General features: G+C 68.4%; 15 protein-coding genes and 1 pseudogene. 9 read left to right on the top strand and 7 right to left on the bottom strand.

The window, feature by feature from the left end:
• Position 1: 1 nt before the first annotated feature.
• The 3 genes and pseudogenes from cydB (at position 2) to IEY60_RS18840 (ending at position 4776) form a co-directional block, all read left to right on the top strand.
• A complete protein-coding gene (gene cydB / locus IEY60_RS18830; RefSeq protein ID WP_189030060.1) occupies positions 2-1030 on the top strand; it encodes a cytochrome d ubiquinol oxidase subunit II in 1029 nt (342 codons plus the stop codon).
• A gap of 3 nt (positions 1031-1033) precedes the next feature.
• A pseudogene (gene cydD / locus IEY60_RS18835) lies at positions 1034-2764 on the top strand (thiol reductant ABC exporter subunit CydD); the annotation flags it as partial.
• 332 nt (positions 2765-3096) lie between these two features.
• A complete protein-coding gene (locus IEY60_RS18840; protein WP_189030072.1) occupies positions 3097-4776 on the top strand; it encodes an ATP-binding cassette domain-containing protein in 1680 nt (559 codons plus the stop codon).
• Positions 4777-5107: 331 nt separating this feature from the next.
• Here IEY60_RS18840 and IEY60_RS18845 read toward each other — a convergent pair whose 3' ends face one another.
• The 6 genes from IEY60_RS18845 to IEY60_RS18870 form a co-directional block, all read right to left on the bottom strand.
• Positions 5108-5800: a heme-binding beta-barrel domain-containing protein gene (locus tag IEY60_RS18845; RefSeq protein WP_189030074.1), complete on the bottom strand. Its 693-nt coding sequence runs from the start codon at positions 5798-5800 to the stop codon at positions 5108-5110.
• A gap of 180 nt (positions 5801-5980) precedes the next feature.
• Positions 5981-6286 (bottom strand): DUF1416 domain-containing protein, encoded by a 306-nt coding sequence (locus tag IEY60_RS18850; RefSeq protein WP_189030076.1) that lies wholly within the window; start codon positions 6284-6286, stop codon positions 5981-5983.
• Positions 6287-6291: 5 nt separating this feature from the next.
• Positions 6292-7125, bottom strand: coding sequence for a sulfurtransferase (locus IEY60_RS18855; protein WP_189030078.1), 834 nt, complete (start codon positions 7123-7125; stop codon positions 6292-6294).
• 31 nt (positions 7126-7156) lie between these two features.
• The gene (locus IEY60_RS18860) at positions 7157-7702 is read right to left on the bottom strand and encodes a DUF4395 domain-containing protein (RefSeq protein ID WP_229739946.1); all 546 of its coding nucleotides are present in this window, start codon (positions 7700-7702) and stop codon (positions 7157-7159) included.
• 276 nt (positions 7703-7978) lie between these two features.
• On the bottom strand, positions 7979-8413 hold the full coding sequence (locus IEY60_RS18865) for a thioredoxin family protein (RefSeq protein ID WP_189030080.1): 435 nt from the start codon (positions 8411-8413) through the stop codon (positions 7979-7981).
• On the bottom strand, positions 8410-9255 hold the full coding sequence (locus IEY60_RS18870; RefSeq protein ID WP_189030082.1) for an LmeA family phospholipid-binding protein: 846 nt from the start codon (positions 9253-9255) through the stop codon (positions 8410-8412). Before IEY60_RS18870 ends, IEY60_RS18865 begins: the two co-directional genes overlap by 4 nt.
• Before the next feature lie 184 nt (positions 9256-9439).
• Here IEY60_RS18870 and IEY60_RS18875 point away from each other — a divergent pair, with 184 nt between their 5' ends.
• From IEY60_RS18875 to pstB, 6 genes are all read left to right on the top strand, one after another.
• The gene (locus tag IEY60_RS18875; protein WP_189030084.1) at positions 9440-10201 is read left to right on the top strand and encodes a winged helix-turn-helix transcriptional regulator; all 762 of its coding nucleotides are present in this window, start codon (positions 9440-9442) and stop codon (positions 10199-10201) included.
• 75 nt (positions 10202-10276) lie between these two features.
• On the top strand, positions 10277-11185 hold the full coding sequence (mshD, locus tag IEY60_RS18880; protein ID WP_189030086.1) for a mycothiol synthase: 909 nt from the start codon (positions 10277-10279) through the stop codon (positions 11183-11185).
• Between the two features lie 296 nt (positions 11186-11481).
• Positions 11482-12594 carry a phosphate ABC transporter substrate-binding protein PstS gene (gene pstS / locus IEY60_RS18885; RefSeq protein WP_189030088.1) on the top strand — a complete coding sequence of 371 codons (1113 nt, stop codon included), beginning with the start codon at positions 11482-11484 and terminating at the stop codon, positions 12592-12594.
• A gap of 91 nt (positions 12595-12685) precedes the next feature.
• Positions 12686-13657 (top strand): phosphate ABC transporter permease subunit PstC, encoded by a 972-nt coding sequence (pstC, locus tag IEY60_RS18890; RefSeq protein WP_229739947.1) that lies wholly within the window; start codon positions 12686-12688, stop codon positions 13655-13657.
• Between the two features lies 1 nt (position 13658).
• Positions 13659-14564, top strand: coding sequence for a phosphate ABC transporter permease PstA (gene pstA / locus IEY60_RS18895; RefSeq protein ID WP_189030092.1), 906 nt, complete (start codon positions 13659-13661; stop codon positions 14562-14564).
• A gap of 19 nt (positions 14565-14583) precedes the next feature.
• Positions 14584-15360 carry a phosphate ABC transporter ATP-binding protein PstB gene (gene pstB, locus IEY60_RS18900; protein ID WP_189030094.1) on the top strand — a complete coding sequence of 259 codons (777 nt, stop codon included), beginning with the start codon at positions 14584-14586 and terminating at the stop codon, positions 15358-15360.
• A gap of 60 nt (positions 15361-15420) precedes the next feature.
• Here the strand turns inward: pstB and phoU are convergent, their stop codons facing one another.
• Entirely contained in the window at positions 15421-16083 is a 663-nt protein-coding gene (gene phoU / locus IEY60_RS18905; RefSeq protein ID WP_189030096.1) for a phosphate signaling complex protein PhoU, read from the bottom strand.
• Between the last annotated feature and the right edge of the window lie 36 nt (positions 16084-16119).

Raw genomic sequence — 16119 nt, forward strand, 5'->3', positions numbered from 1 at the left:
GATGGATCTGCAGCAGTTCTGGTTCGTACTGATCGGCGTGCTGTTCACCGGCTACTTCGTGCTGGAGGGCTTCGATTTCGGTGTCGGCATGCTGATGCCGATCCTCGGCAAGGGCTCCGATACGCGCAGGCGCGTGGTGCTCAACACCATCGGCCCGGTGTGGGACGCCAACGAGGTCTGGCTGATCACCGCGGGCGGCGCGATGTTCGCGGCGTTCCCCGAGTGGTACGCGAGCATGTTCTCCGGGTTCTACCTGGCGCTGTTGCTGTTGCTGGTCGCGCTGATCCTGCGGATCTGCGCGATCGAATACCGCGCCAAGATCAACGATCCGAAATGGCGGGCCTGGTGCGATATCGGCATCGGGATCGGCTCCTGGATCCCGGCGCTGGCCTGGGGCTGGGTGTTCGCGAACCTGGTGCGCGGGGTGCCGCTGAACTCCGATCGCCAGATGGTCGGCTCGGTGTGGGATCTGCTCAGCCCCTACGCCCTGCTCGGCGGCCTGGCGACCGGCATCCTGTTCGCGCTGCACGGCGCGGTGTTCCTGGTGCTCAAGACCGGCGGTGAGGTCCGTGTCGACGCGCAGCGCATCGTCCGGCTGCTGTTGGTGCCGACCGCGGTGATCGTCGGCGGCTTCGGGGTGTGGACCCAGCTCGCCTACGGCGCGGGCTGGACCTGGGCGGTGCTGGGGACGGCGGTGCTCGGACTCGTCCTCGCCGGTGCGGCGAACGCGGCGGGCCGCGACGGCTGGGCCTTCGTCGGCACCACGCTGACGGTCATCTCGGCGACGGCGCTCATCGTCGGCTCGATGTACCCGAACGTGCTGCCGTCGACGATCAGCCCGCTCTACGACCTGAACATCTACAACGCGTCCTCGACGCCGTACACGCTGAAGGTGATGAGCTGGGCCGCCCTGCTGGCCACGCCGGTCGTGCTGGTCTACCAGGGCTGGACGTACTGGGTGTTCCGGCAGCGGCTGACCGTCGAGCAGATCCCCGCGCCGACGGGGCTGCCGCTGATCAGCAAGGACTGAGTGATGGTGTCGGCGAACTCGTCCCGGGACGGTTCGGCCGTCGAGCGGCAGACCGTCGCCAGGCGCCGCCCCATCGATCCACGGCTGTGGCGGTATGCCCGCTCGGCCCGGCCCCACCTGGTGGTGTCGGTGCTGCTCGCGCTGGTGATCACGGCGACGATCGTGGTGATCGCCGTGCTGCTCGGCCGGGTGCTGGCCGGGGTCATCACCGACCCCGGCAAGCGCGAGTTCGACGTGTGGACAACGGAATTGATCGGACTGGCCGTCGCCGTGGCGGTGCGTGCCGCGGCGAGCTGGTGGCAGGCGCGGCTGGCCCATCGGGCCGGTGCGACCGTTGTCGCAGAGCTCGAATCGGCGGTGTTGCGGGCGGGCGCGGAATTGCCGCCGCGCGAACTCGACGCGCGCCGGACCGAGATCGCGGTCGTGGTCGGCAACGGACTGAGTGGCTTGCGGGGCTGGTTCACCGGCTATCTGCCCGCGCTGCTGCTGGCCTGCCTGGTGCCGCCGATCGTGTTGGTGGTCATCGCCCTCCACGATCCGACCTCGGCGCTGATCGCGATCATCACGGTGCCGCTGATCCCGCTGTTCATGGTGCTCATCGGCCTGCTCACCCAGGGTCGCGCCGAAGCGACCCTCGCCGCGACCACCCGCCTGTCCGATCAGCTCCTCGATTTGTTCGCGGGCATGCCGACGCTGCGCGCTCTCGGCCGCGAAGGGCCAGAGGGGCCGACCATGGTGAATCAGGTCGAGGCGCTGGGTGATTCGCTGCGGCAGCGGACCATGCGGGCGCTGCGGATCGCGTTCCTGTCCTCGATGGTGCTGGAGTCGCTGGCGACCTTGAGTGTCGCGCTGATCGCCGTCGCCATCGGCTTGCGGTTGGTGTACGGGGAGATGAGTTTGTACGCCGGGCTCGTCGCGCTGATCCTGGCGCCGGAGGTGTACTGGCCGCTGCGGCAGGTGGGGGAGAAGTTCCATGCGGCGCAGGATGGGATGGCGGCGGGGGACAAGGCTTTCGCGGTGCTGGAGGCCGGGTCGCGGGAGCCTGCGAGCACGGACCGGTCCGATGCCGGCGGCCGGGTTGCGGAGGTCCCAGGTGTTGTCGATTCGGGTATCACTGTGCGCGGGTTGACGATTGCCGCCCGCTCGGGGAATGCGCCCGATCGTCTGACCGCCGAACTCGCTCCCGGGGCGGTGACAGTGCTGACCGGGCCGAACGGATGCGGGAAATCGACCACGCTGCAAGCGATTCTCGGCCTGGTCGCCCCCGATGCCGGTGCCGTCCTGGTCGACGGCACCGATGTCCGCGAGCTCGACCCGGACAGCTGGTGGGCCCGCATCGCCTGGCTGCCGCAGCGACCTGTCCTGGTCCCGGGAACACTGCGGGAGAATGTCGAACTGCTCGGTGCGCGGGCCAGTGCTGCCGACCTCGACGAGATCAGCGCCGCAACAGGTTTCGACACGGTGCTGAACGAACTACCGGACCGCTGGGACACCAAGGTCGGACAGGGCGGCATCGGCCTGTCACTGGGCCAGCGCCAGCGCCTCGCCCTCACCCGGGTGCTGGCCGCCCGCCGCCCCATCCTCCTGCTCGACGAACCCACCGCCCACCTCGACTCCCAGAGCGAGCAGCAGGTGCTGACCACTCTGCGCGCCCTCGCAGCCGCGGGCGCGACGGTCGTTGTCGTCGGCCACCGACCGACGGTCCTGGCCGCGGCCGATGTCGTCGTCCAGGTGGTCGGCAGCAGCGCACCAGGCACCGACCGACCCGGCGATGACGATCCCGGCCGGCCGACCCCCGACGCCCATGCTGCCTCGTCTGATGCGCGCCCGGACACCGGATTCGGCATCAGCGGTCTCTCGGCCAACCGCGCCGACGGCACAGAGACGATGCGTGAAAGCGCGGCGTCTCAGAGCTGCGGAACTGGTGATCGTGGACCTGACGGGGACGGTGATCAGAGCGATGCAGTGCCGGGCAGTTCGCCCGGCACATCGGGCATTGACTCAGCCGGTCGGCAGTCCGGCCTGGCGGTTGGCGCGTCCGAGGTGCCAGCGGGGGTGACGGTGTCATGACCGAAGTCGAGCTCGCGCGTGGCGGTTCCGCTGGTGGGTCGCTGCGGCGGGATCTGCGGGAGATGCGCCAGCTGCTGGCGTTGTCGCCGTGGCGGGTCGTGGTGGCGATCGCGTGGGGTGTGGCGGCGCTCGGTAGTGGGCTCGGACTGGCCGCGCTGGCGGCATGGTTGATCGCGCGGGCCTGGCAGATGCCGCCGGTGTTGTATCTGAGCGTGGCGGTGGTCGCGGTGCGGGCGCTGGGCATCTCGCGCGGGGTGTGCCGGTATCTGGAGCGGCTGGCCACCCATGATGTGGCGCTGCGGGCGATGACGTCGGCGCGGACGACGGTGTATCGCACCCTCGCGCATGCGGATATCTGGTGGTTTCAGGGGACTTCGGCGGATCGTTCCCAGTCCGGCGATTCGGAGGCGTCGGAACCCAGGGGTGGTGATCTGCGGGAGATGCGGCGTGGTGATCTGCTGGTGCGGATCGGCGCCGATATCGATGACCTCGGTGCGGTGGTCGTCCGGGTGCTCGTTCCGGTGGTGGTCGCGGTGGTGCTGTCGCTCGCGGCGGTCGGGTTGATCGCGTTCATCTCGGTGCCCGCGGCGGTGATTCTGGCGGTTGCCCTCGCTGTTTCGGGGATGCTGGCGCCGTGGCTGTCCGGAGTGGCAGCGCGGGAAGCCGAGCAGGCCGTGCGCGCCGATCGCGCGGAGTTCACGGCGGAGGCGGTCACCGTGCTCGACCACGCCGCCGAACTGCGCGTCGCGGGCAAGCTCGACGCGGCACTCGCCCAGGCGGACAAGGCGACCCGGCGCGCGGTGCAAGCCGAGGACACCGCCGCCTCGCACAGCGCCTGGGCCGCCGCCGCGACCCCGCTGTCCATCGGCGTCAGCGCACTGGGAGCCCTGCTGGTCGGCATCGCCGCGTACGGACCGACAGGCGGACTACCCGGCGGCATGAGCCCGATGGCCCTCACCATCCTCGTTCTGGTCCCGCTGTCGGCCTTCGAAGCCGTCGGCGCCCTCCCCGCCGCAGCGACCACTTTGACGACATCCCGCGCCGCCCTCCACCGCCTCCGCGCCGCCGAATCCGGCGGGTCCGCCGACACGGGCGCGGGACGCCTGTCGCCTCGGATTCCGCTGCCCGACGGCCGCCGAATCGTCGTCATCGGACCCAGCGGTGCGGGCAAGACGACCCTGCTCATGTCCTGGGCGGGCCTTTTCGACACCCCTCGGGATGGCGTCACGTTCTTCGCCGAGGACGCACACCTCTTCGGCACCTCGATCCTGGAAAACCTGCGTGTCGCCCACGGTGACCTCACGGTCGAAGACGCCGAAACTGCTCTGCGCACAGTCGGACTCGGCCCTTGGCTCGACTCCCTGCCCGACGGCGTGCACACGGGCCTGACCGGGGGCGCGGCCGCGGTATCGGGCGGACAGCGCAGACGTATCCTCCTCGCCCGCGCACTCGTCGCCCCGGCCACCACCCTGCTGCTCGACGAGCCCACCGAGCACCTGGCCGCCGCCGAAGGCGAACAACTGCTCCGGGATCTGCTCGATGCCGACAGCGGCCTGGTCGACCCGGACCGCACGGTCGTCGTGGTCACCCACCAGCTCCCGCCGGACCACCGCGCCGACACGATCGTCACCGTCGACGTCACCGGCGCCTGCCATGTCACCCACCCGGCGCGCTGACCGGTATCCGCCCAGGTCAGCGCGACGAGAAAATCAATTGCCGAGCTCACGACGTGCCGATAGATTCATCGGTACACAAGAGAGGAGGTGATCTGACGGATGTATGTCTATCGGATGCGTGAGGTGGCTGCCCGCTAGCAGCACCACTGCGGGAGATTCCCCAGCGGTGCGCTGAGCGAATCCCAGGCAGTCACCCGGCCCCCGAGCCCCCGGCCTATCCAACCGGGACCGCCGCGTTCACGAACGCGGTGGAACGGCTCGGGGGTCGCTCCATTTCTCCGGAGAACGTCGAAGGCCCCGCACGGGATGTGCGGGGCCTTCGGTGAGTCTGTCAGCCGATGTAGCGCTGCAGGCGAGCCGAGAGGCGGGGTTCGAGGGCGCCGTCGGCGTCTACTCGTTCCTCGACGTAGGCCAGGTCGCCGCCTTCGACGATGCCGTAGAGGCGCTTGGCGCCGCCGACCACCGCGCCGGACTGGCTGCGGATCACCACGTCGGTGGCCAGTTCCCAGGAGGACTGGGTGCGGGCGGTGCCGTAGAACAGCTCGACGATGCCGTTGCTGTGGGTGAGCAGGAGTTCGAGCATCTCGTCGTCACCGTCGGTGCCGACGCGCCAGAAGCCGCTCTCGCGCAGATCGGGGCGCTCGTAGTTGCCGTCGGCGTCGAGCTTCCAGGTCTGCGATTCCCAGACCAGGTAGTCGCCGCCGTCGTGGGAGACGACGATCTGCTGGCCGAAGCGGTAGTCGCCGTCGGTGGAATGATTGCCCTCGCCCTCGCCGCGCCACACGCCGACCAGCGGCAGCAGCGCCAACATGGCGTGGTTCAGGTCGGGACCCTCGCGCAGGTTCGCGGTGTCGGTGGGCAGGGGAAGGCCCGCCAGGACCGCGATGTTCCTGACACCGGTCTCCTTGGCCCGTTCGGCGGCGACGTTGACTGCCTCGTCACCGCTGCGACGCTCGGCCGGAGCGTCTTGCTCTGTGCTCGCTCGCTCGGCCGGTTCGGAACCTTCGCTCGCGAGCCCGCTCATGACTCGGTGAAGAGCCGGTAGAAGACGTACAGGCCGAACCAGCCGATGAGGATCGACACGGCGACAAGGAGAATCTCGAAGAAGAGGACCACGAATCGGAGTCTAGCGACTCCGCCGAGCGGACACGAAAACGGCCCTGGTAGTTCCCGCACAGGAACTACCAGGGCCGTTGTGAGGTTCTTACTTCGCGACCGCGACGTCCACCGAGTGGATGCCTGCGCCCTCGGGGGTGACCGAGGCCGAGCCGTTGCCCGACGAGGACAGCGCGCGCAGGGTCCACGAACCCGGCGCGGCGAAGAAGCGGAAGTCACCGGTGCCGGAGGCCACGACCTCGGCGGTGAAGTCACCGTTGCCGTCGAGCAGACGCACGAACGCGCCGCCCACCGGCTGACCGTCGGCGCTCAGGACGCGGCCGGTGATGACCGTTTCCTTCTCCACGTCGACGCCGGCCGGGATGGCCTGACCCTGGGTAGGTGCTGCACACATATTGATTACGCTCCCAACTCGATAGGTGCACCGACGAGCGAACCGTATTCGGTCCAGCTGCCGTCGTAGTTCTTGACGTTCTGGTGGCCGAGCAGCTCCTGCAGCACGAACCAGGTGTGCGAGGAACGCTCACCGATGCGGCAGTAGGCGATGGTCTCCTTCTCGCCGTCCAGGCCCGCATCCTTGTAGAGCTCGGCGAGCTCGGCGTCGGAACGGAAGGTGCCGTCCTCGTTGGCCGCCTTGCTCCACGGCACGTTGATCGCGCCCGGGATGTGGCCGGGACGCTGGCTCTGCTCCTGCGGCAGGTGCGCGGGAGCCAGGATCTTGCCGGAGAACTCGTCGGGCGAACGCACGTCGACCAGGTTCTTGGCGCCGATGGCCGCGATGACCTCGTCGCGGAACGCGCGGATCGAGGTGTCGGGCGCCGAGGCCTTGTACTGGGTGGCCGGGCGCGAGACCGCGTCACGCGAGAGCGGACGACCGTCGAGCTCCCACTTCTTGCGGCCACCGTCGAGCAGCTTGACGTCGTTGTGGCCGTACAGCTTGAAGTACCAGTAGGCGTACGCCGCGAACCAGTTGTTGTTGCCGCCGTAGAGCACGACGGTGTCGTCGTTGGCGATACCGCGCGCGGAGAGCAGGTCGGAGAACTGCTCCTGGTTCACGAAGTCGCGGCGAACCTGATCCTGCAGGTCGGTCTTCCAGTCGAGGCGGATGGCGCCTTCGATGTGGCCACCTTCGTAGGCGGAGGTGTCCTCGTCGACCTCGACGAAGACGACGCCGGGGGCGTTGAGGTTCTCTTCGGCCCAGTCAACGGAGACCAGGACATCGGAGCGAGCCATGTTGTTCCTTTCAGAGATGACTTGCAGGGGTTCAGTTCGATGCCGGGCCGGCGGAACTGGCGTCAGGCCCGGAGGAGGCAGCCTGCGTAACCACGGAGGGCCAGCCAGTTTCGCCAGACGATTCAGTGGACCGGCGGAAGCGGGCAACCAGCGGGTAGATCTGGCAGCCCAGGCAGACCCCGAACGCCGCGTTCAAGAACGCCGCGAACAGAGCGAAGCCGGCGAACACCGCGCCGACGATCGGGGAGCCGAGCGCGAAGCCCAGCAGGGACAGACCGGCGAACGCGAAGCCGAGCAGCTGCGCGAAACGCAGCGGCGGCACGGGCTCGGTCTCGGTGGGCGGACCGAGCCGCGGCGCGATGAACGCCGCGTAGATCCGGCCGTAAGGGTGCTTGGCAGGACCGCCAGAGGCGCCGATCGCGAAGACGACAGCCTGCAGGCCGATCAGGATCGCGGCGGCGACGGTGGAGAAGGCGGCGGCGACAAGCACCAGAACCAGCACGCCGGTCGTCACCCAGGCCACGAAACGTGGCCCGCGGACATCGACGCGCGGTGGGGAATCAAGGGTAGTGGTCATTGTGCGAACTCCTGCGCTGAAGATGAGTCTGTTGACTTCGGATCTGCCAGTTCGCCGGGGGATCGAGACGATCACTCGCGCGGCGGACATAGGTCGGCGTCAGGAATCTCGGGAGAGAAGCCGACCGTTCAGCGGCACAGGCAGCAACAACCACCGAGCCGACACAGATCAACTGTGCGGCGTCGGGTGAGCATCAGCTCGTGGTCGGATTGCACGAGAAGCAGTTTACCCGGTCGTCCCGGGAAATGTCCCGGCCCCCCTGAACTCCGGGCTAGATCACACTGTCAGCGGTTCGAGCGCGGTGCGCAGATCGCCCGCCTTCGGCACGCCGGAGATGCGGAAACGCTCCTTGCCCGCGGCGTCGAAGACGAACGTCGTCGGCAGCGAGAGGACGTTGAGCTCCCTTGCCAGCGCGGGGTCGGCGTCGATGTCGATCTCGATGTCGCGCGGCGCGTTCGGGGAATCGGACAGGTCGGCGGTGACGCCCGCGACGACCCGGCGGACGGCGTCGCAGGGGCCGCACCAGTCGGCCGAGAAGTGCAGCACCGCGGGGGTGGCGCCGGTGACGCCCGCCGCGTCGAGCAGCCGGGCCCGCTGGGCGGTCTCGGGGTCGAGCGTGGCCGGGCGGACGCGGCCCTGATTGCGCCGCAGCAGCAGGCCGACCGCGACGGCGGCCAGCACCACGGCGGCGAGGATGACGAGTTCGATCATGGTTGCTGCAATCGGTCCAGGTCGATGGTCAGGGAGCGGCCGACACCGTAGACGATGATCTGGCCGCCTTTGGCCTCCACTTCGGTGGGGGCGATGCCGAACGGCAGTTCCTTGGTATCGATCGTACGGCTGAACCGCTCGAGCACAGCAGGTCGATCGACGTCGAGGATCTCGGTCTTGGTGGTCGAGGCCGGGGTGTCGGTGGTCGAGGTGCGGTCGGTGTAGAAGCGGGTGGCCTGGATCCGGATCTTGTCGCCGTCGAGCAGCAGATCGGCTTCGACCTGCACCTCGACCTTGGTCGCGTTGCTCGTCGGCACGACGCCGGGTCCGAGGATGCGGCCGTTGGGCGCGACGGGGAGGGTGCCCTTGAGGACATGGGCGCCCGCGGTGGTCAGCCCGGAGCCGCCGGAACCGCCGGTGCCGTCGGACTTGTCGGCGGGCGGACCGAGGACCTGCAGGTCGGGGATGCCGAACAGCCGGCCCAGCTCGGTCGGCTCGATCGCCATCTGGGCTTCGACGCGGTCGACCTGCACGGCGCGGGCGGTGCCGTCGACCAGCTGACTCGCCGAGGCGTGCAGACCGTAGAGAGTGGCCTCCAGCGCGATCTCGCCGGGGATGTCGGGGCGCATGCTGCGCGCACGGACCAGCACGTCGTCGTAGCGACCCGACATCGCCTGGGCCAGGAACGGGAAACCCTTGATGGTCACTTCGGGGTCGGCCGACAAGTCGGCTCCGGCTCGCAGTTGCCGCGATACGTGGTACTCCGTGTAGGCGGCGGCGCCGAAATCGATCACCACCGCCACCCCGGCCAGGCACAGCAGCCCGATGATCAGCTTGCGCATGCGAGCCAGCCTATCCGGCGCTACCGTTCGGGCGACGCGCACGCCGACTCGTCATCTCGCGGGCACCATGTTGCGAGGTCATGGCCGCGCACGCGCTAGTGTTGCAATCGACTGACCTGTGTTTCGGCGACGTAGCTACGCGGCTGCTGTCGTCCGCGGAGCCACGAGATAGGAGGAGAGCCCGGTGGAGCTGCTCCTACTGACCTCCGACCCCAACCCCGATGCGGTGCTGCCGTCGTTGTCGCTGCTGGCGCACAACGTGCGGCCCGCGCCGACCGAGGTGTCGTCCCTGCTGGAGGCGGGCAGCGCCGATGTGGCGCTGGTCGACGCGAGAACCGACCTTGCCGCCGCACGCGGCTTGTGCAGACTGCTCGGCAGCACCGGCTCCTCGGTGCCGGTCGTCGCGGTGCTGACCGAGGGCGGTCTGGTGGCCGTCAACGCGGACTGGGGCCTGGACGACATCCTGCTGCCCGGCACCGGCCCCGCCGAGCTGGACGCGCGGCTGCGGCTGCTGGTCGGCCGCAACGGCGGCGTGGCCAGCCCGGAGAACACGGGCAAGATCACCCTGGGTGAGCTGGTGATCGACGAGGGCACCTACACCGCGCGGCTGCGCGGGCGCCCGCTCGACCTCACCTACAAGGAATTCGAGCTGCTCAAGTACCTCGCCCAGCACGCGGGACGGGTGTTCACCCGCGCCCAGCTGCTGCAGGAGGTGTGGGGCTACGACTTCTTCGGCGGCACCCGCACCGTCGACGTGCACGTGCGGCGCCTGCGCGCCAAGCTCGGCAGCGAGTACGAGTCGCTGATCGGCACCGTGCGCAATGTCGGCTACAAGGCGGTGCGCCCGGCGAGGACGCCAGCGGCCAAGGGCGAGGTGGTGAGTTTCCACGACGAGGACGTCGACGGCGACGACTCGCTGGCCCCGCTCAACGGCAGCGCGCAGTAGCGCGCGCCGAGCAGCGCCAGGACGGTACGGCGCGGCGTGGTCGCCTGCCCGCCGCGCACAGCGAGGAGGACGGCGATGTCGCAGACAGCAACCCTGACCTGGACCGACCGGGTCGAGCCGGTCGCCGCGCCGCTGGTGCGCGACCTGCTCGCCAGGGCGACGGCGGCCGACAGCGTCGCGCCGGTCTCCGAGCAGGCGGTGCTCTCGCTCGCCGAGGCGGACCCGGCGACCAGGCATCTGCTCGCCGAACGCGCGGGCGAACTCGTCGGCTACGCGAATCTCGTTGCGGCACATGATGAACACCCCGCGATGGCGGAGGTCGCGGTCGACCCGTCGGCGCGCGGCAACGGCGTCGGCGCCGAGCTGGTGCGTGCCGCCCTTGCCGAAGGCGGACCGGGCGCTCGGGTGTGGGCGCACGGTGATCTGCCCGCCGCCAAGGCGCTCGCCACCGGCCTGGGGCTGGTGACGGCGCGGGAGTTGTGGCAGATGCGCCGATCATTGGCAACCCCGGAGCTACCGGAACTGGTAGTGCCCGAGGATCTCGTCCTGCGCACCTATGCGGGCCCCGCCGACGACGCCGAACTGTTGCGGGTCAACAACGCCGCATTCGCCTGGCACCCCGAGCAGGGCGGCTGGACCGAGCGCGACATCGCGGCACGGCGCGCCGAATCCTGGTTCGATCCGGCCGGCTTGTTCCTGGCCTTCGACGCCGCCGATCCGGCCCGCTTGCTGGGCTTTCACTGGACCAAGGTGCACCCCGACGCCGCGCCGGCCGGCGAGGTCTATGTGGTCGGCATCGATCCGTCCGCGCAGGGCCGTGGCCTCGGCAGACTGCTGACCCTGGCCGGATTGCGGCACCTGCGCGCCGAGGGTCTGGCCGAGGTGTTGCTCTACACCGAGGCCGACAACCGGGCCGCCGTGCACACCTACACCACACTGGGGTTCGCCCCGGCCCATATCGACGTCGCCTACGCGCTGCCCTGAGCTGATGCGAGACACCTCACACAGCGGGTGAATTCTTCTGCGCCGCTGAATATCGCGCGGATGACCGGGTACGTGTGAGTAAAACTGGGGCAAACGTCACATTCGTGGCCCGATTCGCGCCGGGCTGTTCATTCTCCGTTAACCCACGTCCGGCCAACTGTCAACCGGGCGACCCTAGGTTACTTCTGGGCGGCACAGTCGTCGCCTGGTGCGCGCGTTCCCCCGCGATCCGCACCGCCCAACTCGCTCGGGCCGGTGAGGGACCGAGCGAGTCACCCAGCTTTGTCGGAGGAAAAGTGAACTTCAAGCGCACCAGTGCCCTGGTCGGCGTTTTCGCCGCGGGCGCCATGTCTCTTGCCGCCTGTGGCAGTGACGACAACACCGGTGGCGACCCCAGCAACGCCGCCAACACCAGCGTGGCCTGCGAAGGCAAGAAGGCGCTGAAGTCCAGCGGCTCCTCGGCGCAGAAGAACGCCATGGAGCGCTTCGTCGCCGCCTACGAGACCAACTGCGACGGCTTCACCCTGAACTACACCTCCAGCGGCTCCGGCGCGGGCGTGAACGAGTTCATCGGCAACCAGACCGATTTCGCCGGCTCGGACTCGCCGCTGAGCTCGAAGAAGGAAGAGCCCGCGAAGGCGCAGGAGCGTTGTGGCGCCCCGGCGTGGAACCTGCCGACCGTCTTCGGTCCCATCGCGATCACCTACAACATCGACGGCGTGACCGACCTGGTCCTCGACGGCCCGACCGCCGCCAAGGTGTTCAACGGGGCAGTCACCACTTGGGACGCCCCCGAGATCAAGGCGCTGAACCCCAACGCCAAGCTGCCCTCGGAGAAGATCGCCGTGATCTTCCGCTCCGACGAGTCGGGCACCACCGACAACTTCCAGCTCTACCTCGACGCGGCCTCCGACGGCGCCTGGGGCAAGGGTGGCGGCAAGACCTTCAACGGCGGTGTCGGTGAAGGCGCCAAGGGCAACGAGGGCACCTCAGCCGCGATCAAGAACACCAAGAACTCGATCACCTACAACGAGTGGTCCTTCGCCAAGGCGCAGAACCTGTCGTACGCGCAGATCGTCACCTCGGCCGACAAGACCCCGGTGAAGCTGACCAACGAGTCGGCCGGTAAGGCCATCGACGGCGCGAAGATCAAGGGCGAGGGCAACGACCTGGTGCTCGACGTCAGCTCGTTCTACAAGCCGACCGTCGCCGGTTCCTACCCGATCATCATGCCGACCTACGAGATCGTCTGCTCGAAGTACGCCGACGCCGACACCGGCAAGGCCGTCAAGGCGTTCCTGACCTCGGCGATCACCAACGGTCAGAACGGTCTCGACGAGGCCGGCTACGTGCCGATCCCGGAGCAGTTCAAGACCAAGCTGACCACCGCGATCAACGCCATCTCCTGATCGCTTTCTGGCCATGACCATGCACCCTGAGGTGACCGCAGCGGGCTCGTCGGATTCGACGAGCCCGCGGGCGGCCGGAGATACTGCGACTATGCCGACCGAACCGAAAATCGACAAGGCCCCTGACGGGGGTCGTACCGGCCGCCTGAACGCCGAGACGATCTTCCGGTGGACGGCCACCGCGGCCGGCGCGACCATCGTCGCTGCCATCGCGTTGATCGCGTTGTTCCTGCTGATCCGCGCGGTCCCCTCGCTCAGGGCTGACGAGGTCAACTTCTTCACCAGTACCGAATTCTCGACCGGTGACGCGAACAACCTGCGCTTCGGCATCCGTGACCTGTTCATGGTCACGGTGCTGAGCTCGGTGTTCGCGCTCATCGTCGCGGTCCCGATCGGTGTCGGGATCGCGCTGTTCCTGACCCACTACGCGCCGTCGAAGCTCGGCAGGCCGTTCACGATGCTGATCGACCTGCTCGCCGCGGTGCCGTCCATCGTGTTCGGTCTCTGGGGCTTCCTGGTGCTCGCGCCGCAGATCGCGCCGGTCCAGCAGTTCCTCAACGACAAGCTGGGCTGGTTCTTCCTCTTCTCCGACGGCAACGTCTCGATCGGCGGCGGTGGCACCATCTTCACCGCGGGCGTCGTGCTCGCCGTCATGATCCTGCCGATCATCACCTCCGTCGCCCGCGAGGTCTTCGCGCTCACCCCGCGCGCCCACATCGAGGCCGCGCAGGCGCTCGGCGCCACCAAGTGGGAAGTCGTGCGGATGACCGTGCTGCCTTATGGCCGCAGCGGTGTGATCGCGGGCTCGATGCTCGGCCTCGGCCGCGCGCTCGGTGAGACGATCGCCGTCCTGGTGGTGCTGCGCACCGCGAGCCAGGCCGGAACCTGGTCGCTCTTCGACGGCGGCTACACCTTCGCCTCCAAGATCGCTTCCGCCGCCTCGGAGTTCAGCGCACCGCTGCCGACCGGCGCCTACATCGCCGCCGGCTTCGTCCTGTTCGCGCTGACCTTCGTCGTCAACGCGCTGGCCCGCCTGGCCTCCGGTGGAAAGGTGAACGGCTGACATGACCAGCACAACGACCCTCGACAAGCCGGTCAAAGCGCCTACCTTCCGTCACGTCAGCACCGGCAGGCGGATCAAGAACAACATCGCGACCGGCCTGGTCACCGCCTGCTTCGTCATCGCGCTGATCCCGCTGGTGTGGGTGCTCGGACTCGTCGTCACCAAGGGCATCGCCGCGATCGTGTCCGCCGACTGGTGGTTCAACTCGCAGAAGGGCATCCTGCCGGATCAGACCGGCGGCGGTGTCTACCACGCGATCTACGGCACGATCGTGCAGTCCGCGGTGGCCTCGATCATCGCCGTGCCGCTGGGCATCATGGCCGCGGTCTACCTGGTCGAATACGGTCGCGGCAGGCTCGCCAAGGTCACCACCTTCATGGTCGACATCCTCGCCGGTGTGCCGTCGATCGTCGCGGCGCTGTTCATCTTCGCGCTGTGGATCGCCACCTTCGGTATGCCGCAGAGCGCGTTCGCCGTATCGCTGGCGCTGGTCCTGCTGATGCTGCCGGTCGTCGTGCGCAGCACCGAGGAAATGCTCAAGCTGGTGCCCGACGAGCTGCGTGAGGCGTCCTACGCGCTGGGCGTGCCGAAGTGGAAGACCATCCTGCGGATCGTCATTCCCACCGCGGCCCCCGGCATGATCTCGGGCATCCTGCTCGCCCTTGCCCGCGTCATGGGTGAGACCGCGCCGGTGCTCGTGCTGGTCGGCTACAGCAAGTCGATCAACCAGAACATCTTCGACGGCAACATGGCCTCGCTGCCGCTGTTGATCTACCAAGAGCTGGCCAACCCGGAGGCTGCCGGTCGCGAGCGGGTCTGGGGTGCGGCGCTCACGCTGATCCTGATCATCGCGGCGCTGTACCTGGCCGCTGCCGGCGTCAACAAGCTGCTCACCCGGAACCGATAGAAGCGAACGGATAACTCAGATGGCCAAGCGGATCGACGTCAAAGATCTCAATATCTACTACGGCGCCTTCCACGCTGTGTCGGACGTGGACCTGACCGTGCTGCCCCGCAGCGTCACCGCCTTCATCGGTCCCTCCGGTTGTGGCAAGTCCACCGTGCTGCGTTCGCTGAACCGGATGCACGAGGTGACCCCGAACGCCCGCGTCGAGGGCGCGGTGCTGCTCGACGGCGAGGACATCTACGGTGCCGCCATCGACCCGGTGGGGGTGCGCCGCACCATCGGCATGGTGTTCCAGCGCCCGAACCCGTTCCCCACCATGTCCATTCGCGACAACGTGGTGGCGGGCCTGAAACTGCAGGGCGTGCGCAACAAGAAGGAACTCGACGAGGTCGCCGAGCGCTCGCTCAGGGGCGCCAACCTCTGGAACGAGGTCAAGGACCGGCTCGACAAGCCCGGCGGTGGCCTCTCCGGTGGTCAGCAGCAACGTCTGTGCATCGCCCGCGCGATCGCGGTCTCGCCCGACGTGCTGCTGATGGACGAGCCCTGTTCGGCACTGGACCCGATCTCCACCCTGGCGATCGAGGACCTGATCACCGAGCTGAAGAAGGAATTCACGATCGTCATCGTCACCCACAACATGCAGCAGGCCGCGCGTGTGAGTGACCAGACCGGTTTCTTCAACCTCGAGGCCCAGGGCAAGCCCGGCAGGCTGATCGAGATCGACGACACCGAGAAGATCTTCTCCAACCCCACCCAGCGCGCCACGGAGGATTACATCTCCGGCCGCTTCGGGTAAGAGCAACGAGAAAGCCCCCGCCTCCTGGAAGGAGTGCGGGGGCTTTTCCGTTGGTGCGCGCTAGCTCTCGACCTCTTCGTCGCCGGGGAGGACGCCGGTGACCAGGAAGATCACGCGGCGGCCGATCTCGACGGCGTGGTCGGCGAAGCGCTCGTAGTAGCGGCCGAGCAGGGTGACGTCGACGGCCGAGGCGACGCCGTACTTCCATTCGCGGTCCATCAGCAGTGTGAACAGGTGGCGGTGGAGGTCGTCCATCGCCTCGTCGTCCTGGTTGAGCTGGGCGGCGCGCTCGGGATCACGGGTCTCGAGCACCTCCTTGGCGCCCGCGCCCATGTTGACCGCGATGCGGCCCATCTCGGCGAAGTAGCCGTTGACCGACTCGGGCAGCGCGTGGTTGGGGTGGCGGCGGCGGGTCACCTTGGCGACGTGCAGTGCCAGCGCGCCCATCCGGTTGACGTCACCGACGATCTGGATGGCGCTCACCACCTGACGCAGATCGCCCGCGACGGGGGCCTGCAGCGCGAGCAGAGCGAAGGCCTTCTCCTCGGCCTCGGAGATCATCACCGAGATCCGATCCTGCTCACCGATGACCTGCTCGGCCAGGCTGAGATCGGCTTGCAGCAGGGACTGGGTGGCCTGTTCCATCGCCTGGCCAGCGAGACCGGCCATCTCGCCCAGGAGGTTGGCGAGATCGGCCATTTGCTCGTTGTAGATGACACGCATGATTGCAGACCCTAGTGGGTACCCCCGGCGCTGTCA

The organism is Nocardia rhizosphaerihabitans (assembly GCF_014646295.1).
GTDB lineage: Bacteria > Actinomycetota > Actinomycetes > Mycobacteriales > Mycobacteriaceae > Nocardia > Nocardia rhizosphaerihabitans.

Bases quoted from the DNA above. Each gene is read 5' to 3' on its own strand.
- pstA (WP_189030092.1), top strand. From the start codon at position 13,659: ATGACCAGCACAACGACCCTCGACAAGCCGGTCAAAGCGCCTACCTTC.
- cydB (WP_189030060.1), top strand. From the start codon at position 2: ATGGATCTGCAGCAGTTCTGGTTCGTACTGATCGGCGTGCTGTTCACC.
- IEY60_RS18845 (WP_189030074.1), bottom strand. From the start codon at position 5,800: ATGAGCGGGCTCGCGAGCGAAGGTTCCGAACCGGCCGAGCGAGCGAGC.
- IEY60_RS18860 (WP_229739946.1), bottom strand. From the start codon at position 7,702: ATGACCACTACCCTTGATTCCCCACCGCGCGTCGATGTCCGCGGGCCA.
- IEY60_RS18870 (WP_189030082.1), bottom strand. From the start codon at position 9,255: ATGCGCAAGCTGATCATCGGGCTGCTGTGCCTGGCCGGGGTGGCGGTG.
- IEY60_RS18855 (WP_189030078.1), bottom strand. From the start codon at position 7,125: ATGGCTCGCTCCGATGTCCTGGTCTCCGTTGACTGGGCCGAAGAGAAC.
- pstC (WP_229739947.1), top strand. From the start codon at position 12,686: ATGCCGACCGAACCGAAAATCGACAAGGCCCCTGACGGGGGTCGTACC.
- pstB (WP_189030094.1), top strand. From the start codon at position 14,584: ATGGCCAAGCGGATCGACGTCAAAGATCTCAATATCTACTACGGCGCC.
- phoU (WP_189030096.1), bottom strand. From the start codon at position 16,083: ATGCGTGTCATCTACAACGAGCAAATGGCCGATCTCGCCAACCTCCTG.
- IEY60_RS18865 (WP_189030080.1), bottom strand. From the start codon at position 8,413: ATGATCGAACTCGTCATCCTCGCCGCCGTGGTGCTGGCCGCCGTCGCG.
- IEY60_RS18850 (WP_189030076.1), bottom strand. From the start codon at position 6,286: ATGTGTGCAGCACCTACCCAGGGTCAGGCCATCCCGGCCGGCGTCGAC.
- mshD (WP_189030086.1), top strand. From the start codon at position 10,277: ATGTCGCAGACAGCAACCCTGACCTGGACCGACCGGGTCGAGCCGGTC.
- IEY60_RS18840 (WP_189030072.1), top strand. From the start codon at position 3,097: ATGACCGAAGTCGAGCTCGCGCGTGGCGGTTCCGCTGGTGGGTCGCTG.